This window comes from Mycoplasma sp. HU2014 (genome assembly GCF_001199495.1).
Taxonomy (GTDB): domain Bacteria; phylum Bacillota_I; class Bacilli_A; order Mycoplasmatales; family Mycoplasmataceae; genus Mycoplasma.
Map to the genome: position 1 here is coordinate 1 of NZ_LFYS01000004.1, position 4,039 is coordinate 4,039.

Below are 4,039 nucleotides of genomic sequence, written 5' to 3' on the forward strand. Positions count from 1 at the left end.
ACAAGCGAAGCTTTGAATTGAAGCCCCGGTGAACGGCGGCCGTAACTATAACGGTCCTAAGGTAGCGAAATTCCTTGTCAGGTAAATTCTGACCCGCACGAAAGGTGTAATGATCCCTTCGCTGTCTCGGCTGCAGACTCGGTGAAATTTTAGTACCGGTGAAGATGCCGGTTACCCGCAACTAGACGGGAAGACCCCGTGGAGCTTTACTATAACTTGATATTGAAATTTGGTGTAACGTGTAGAGGATAGGTGGGAGACTATGAGACCAGGACGCCAGTACTGGTGGAGTCAACCTTGGAATACCACCCTCGTTACATTGGGTTTCTAACTTCGACCCGTTATCCGGGTTAAGGACAGTGTCTGGTGGGTAGTTTGACTGGGGCGGTCGCCTCCCAAAAAGTAACGGAGGCGCTCAAAGGTATCCTCAGTATGGTTGGAAATCATACATAGAGCGCAAAGGTAGAAGGATGCTTAACTGCGAGACTTACAAGTCGAACAGATACGAAAGTAGGACTTAGTGATCCGGCGGTCCCGAGTGGAAGGGCCGTCGCTCAACGGATAAAAGTTACCCCGGGGATAACAGGCTTATCTCCCCCAAGAGTTCACATCGACGGGGAGGTTTGGCACCTCGATGTCGGCTCATCGCATCCTGGAGCTGTAGTCGGTTCCAAGGGTTGGGCTGTTCGCCCATTAAAGCGGTACGCGAGCTGGGTTCAGAACGTCGTGAGACAGTTTGGTCCCTATCTGTTGTGGGCGTAGGAAAATTGAAGAGAGCTGTTCCTAGTACGAGAGGACCGGAATGGACGCACCCCTGGTGCTCCTGTTGTCACGCCAGTGGCATAGCAGGGTAGCTATGTGCGGACAGGATAATCGCTGAAGGCATCTAAGCGAGAAGCCCCCTTTAAGATGAATTTTCCCATTTGTAAGATGTAAGATCCCATGTAGACCACATGGTTGATAGGATGGATGTGTAAGCGCTGTGAGGTGTTAAGCTAACCATTACTAATAGATCGAGTGAATTTTTAGAAAATGCAATTTATAACAATACATTTCAAGCTAGTATTCAGTTTTCAAAGAACAATCCAAAAAAACTAATCTGGTGGTTATAGCATAGAGGTCACACCTGTTACCATGCCGAACACAGAAGTTAAGCTCTATTACGGTGAAAATATTGCAATAGCGAGAAGATAGCAAGCTGCCAGTTTAATTAAGAACCTTAGGGTTCTTTTTTGTTATTTAATCGTGGGTTCTTTTTTGTTATTTAATTAGAAATTATAATATAATTTAATACAGGTATAGAAAGTGGTGTTTAAATGAAAGATAAAAAATTTATAATATTTTCTGACTTAGATGGAACATTATTACATGATGATCATAAGTTTTCAGACAAAACTATCGAAGTTGTTAATAAACTATACGATAATGGAATTTATTTTGTTCCTGCAACAGCTAGAACTCTTAAAGATTTAAAACAAAAAGCAGCTATGTTAGGAATAGATAAAAAAGGTGGTATTATTGCAGCAAGTAATGGGGCTCAAATTTATGATTTTAAAACCGACTCTTTTATTGTTAATAAATATTTACCAAAAGAATTAATTGAAGAAATTTTTGAAAGATATTATAATAAGTTTTTTGCTAAATTAAATTTCTATTCAACTGATTCATCATATGTTTTTGCTGAAGGAAAAAATAGTAAATTTTGAGCGAATACAATGGGATTAAGATATGTTGTTGCTACATCTCCAGATGAAGTTGATGAACCAGTAACTCACTTATATATAGTTACAAATCACAAGGCAACTGATGAAGAAAAATTAAACGAATATAACTATTTAAAAGAGAAATATTCTGATCGCTATAAAGTAGATAGTTATCATAACAACAGAGTTTTTGATATTTCTACTAAAGGTCTTGATAAAGGAAATATCGTTAAAGAAGTTAAAAAATACCTAAATTTAGGCGATGATGTTCATTCTTATGGGTTTGGTGATGGACACAATGATATTCCATTATTGAAAGCTTGTGATACAGGTGTTGCTATGAAAAATGGTTTTGAAGACATAAAAGCACAAGCAGATGATGTTACTGAATTTACAAATGCTCAAGATGGAGTTGCTAGATATATTATTGATAAAATTATTAAAGAAGATTAAGAGGTTATTATTATGGCAGAAATGATTAAAATTACTTCAGTAGAACAATTTAACGAAGAAATTAAACAAGGAAAAGTATTGATTGATTTTAATGCTACTTGATGTGGACCATGTAGAATGTTAATGCCACTAGTTCATGAATTAGCTTCAAAAACTGAAGGCGTTAAATTCTTAGATGTTGATGTTGATATCAACCGTGAAATAGCTAAAGAATACAGTGTTATGTCAATTCCTATGTTAGCTGTTTTAGAAGATGGAAAATTAGTTAACAAACACGTTGGATTTGCTAGTCCAGAAAAATTACAAGAATTAATTAAATAAGAAAAAGTCAGATTAATCTGACTTTTTCTTATTTTTTAGAAACGTTTAAAGCTTCAAATCCTTTTTGACCTTTTGCTAGTTTATAACTAACTTTATCACCTGAATTAATATTTTTAATATCTTCAGAATTAATATTTGAATAATAAACAAAAACATCTATTCTCTCAACATCATCAACTATAAAGCCAAAACCTTTTTCTCTATCAAATCATTTAATATTACCTGAATTCATACATTTACCTCCAATCTGTTTTATTAATTTAAGATTGTAGTAAATATAAATATAACATAAATCTTTTAATAATAACTTGATTATATATTAGTTAGAAAAATATAATTGATAATTACAGAAAATAAAAAACACCTTAAGGTGTTTGAAAATTACATTGAACAATTATTGTTTGAATTTTTATAAGCAATTACTTCAATTTCTATGGCGGCATCTTTTGGTAAAGCTGCAACTTGAAAAGCACTTCTTGCTGGTTTGTGACTTTCAAAGTATTCTTCATAAAGTTCGTTAACTTTTGAAAAACTATTAATATCTTTTAATAAAACTAAAGTTTTAACAACGTCATTTTTTGTATATCCTGCTTCTTTTAAAATAGCATCAATGTTTGCAAAAACATTTTTTGTTTGTTCAACTAAACATTCTGGTAATTGCATTGTTTTTGTATCTAATCCCAATTGCCCTGATAAGTATAATGTTCCATTACAAATTTGAATTGCTTGTGAGTAAGGTCCAATGGCTTTTGGTGCATTATCTGTATTAATTACTTTCATTTTCATATCCTCCTAGTTTAATTTTAAAACTTTTTTCAATCTATTTACTAAGTCGTTAAGTTCTTCTTTAGGACAAGCTATGTTCATTCTAAATCAATTTTTTTCAGCATTATAGAAGTTTTCGCCTATGTTTACAACCTGAACTTTTCACAATTTTGTAACTAGTTATTAATAATGAAGTGTAAACCCTTTATTTAAAGGGTTTTTATTTTGAAAAAACACCAGCTTTATTTTGAAAAAACACTAGATTTTTACCGTGGGTTTTCAAACAAAATGAACCTTTAAATTTTTAAGTTATAATAATCTTATCAAAGGAAATTAGAAAATTAAACTAATCCAATAAGCCTAATTTTTCTTTGAGTTCGAATGATATGCGATAACATTCATTCTTAACACCTGAGACAAGTCCTGATAGTTCATCGACTACTTCACTGGGCAATCCACTTGGGTGTTTTTTAATGCTGTTAAGAGTCTTATCTAATACAGTATGAATTCATCTTGTTTTATTTATTGTTCCTAGGGTTTTTAAATCATGTTTTCTTTCTTCATCTAATTGTTTTCTTTTTGCTATATCAGCTATCCCTCAATCATGAGATCCTTTTTCTAATATTTCAGCTTTAAAACGCATAGTTTCTGTTCTAAAGTAGAACTTCTCATCTGCACCTATAACAAATTCAATACTTTCTTTTTTGTTGAACTTATATCTCTTCCCATTTTCATCAAATGCAGCATAATAATTTTTTTGATATTCAACCACTCCATTCATAATTTTTCTTTTAATA

At 33.1% G+C, this 4,039-nt stretch carries 6 protein-coding genes and 2 rRNA genes; 4 read left to right on the plus strand and 4 right to left on the minus strand.

What is annotated here, in order from left to right:
- The 4 genes from AB668_RS05795 to trxA form a co-directional block, all read left to right on the plus strand.
- Positions 1-1,030 (plus strand): 23S ribosomal RNA (locus AB668_RS05795); the annotation flags it as partial.
- A 68-nt stretch (positions 1,031-1,098) separates the two neighbouring features.
- Positions 1,099-1,207, plus strand: a 5S ribosomal RNA gene (gene rrf / locus AB668_RS00150).
- A gap of 109 nt (positions 1,208-1,316) precedes the next feature.
- On the plus strand, positions 1,317-2,156 hold the full coding sequence (locus AB668_RS00155) for a Cof-type HAD-IIB family hydrolase (protein WP_050517111.1): 840 nt from the start codon (positions 1,317-1,319) through the stop codon (positions 2,154-2,156).
- 12 nt (positions 2,157-2,168) lie between these two features.
- Complete coding sequence (gene trxA, locus AB668_RS00160; RefSeq protein ID WP_050517112.1) at positions 2,169-2,477, plus strand: thioredoxin; 309 nt, start codon at positions 2,169-2,171, stop codon at positions 2,475-2,477.
- 28 nt (positions 2,478-2,505) lie between these two features.
- On the opposite strand, the gene AB668_RS00165 is transcribed toward trxA, so the two are convergent.
- From AB668_RS00165 to AB668_RS05610, 4 genes are all read right to left on the minus strand, one after another.
- Positions 2,506-2,709: a cold-shock protein gene (locus AB668_RS00165; protein ID WP_050517113.1), complete on the minus strand. Its 204-nt coding sequence runs from the start codon at positions 2,707-2,709 to the stop codon at positions 2,506-2,508.
- Between the two features lie 149 nt (positions 2,710-2,858).
- Positions 2,859-3,257 carry a RidA family protein gene (locus AB668_RS00170; protein WP_050517114.1) on the minus strand — a complete coding sequence of 133 codons (399 nt, stop codon included), beginning with the start codon at positions 3,255-3,257 and terminating at the stop codon, positions 2,859-2,861.
- Positions 3,258-3,269: 12 nt separating this feature from the next.
- Positions 3,270-3,410, minus strand: coding sequence for a hypothetical protein (locus tag AB668_RS05390; protein ID WP_201342678.1), 141 nt, complete (start codon positions 3,408-3,410; stop codon positions 3,270-3,272).
- A 178-nt stretch (positions 3,411-3,588) separates the two neighbouring features.
- Positions 3,589-4,039 (minus strand): hypothetical protein (locus AB668_RS05610; protein ID WP_235443307.1); only part of this gene is annotated, 451 nt, incomplete at its 5' end.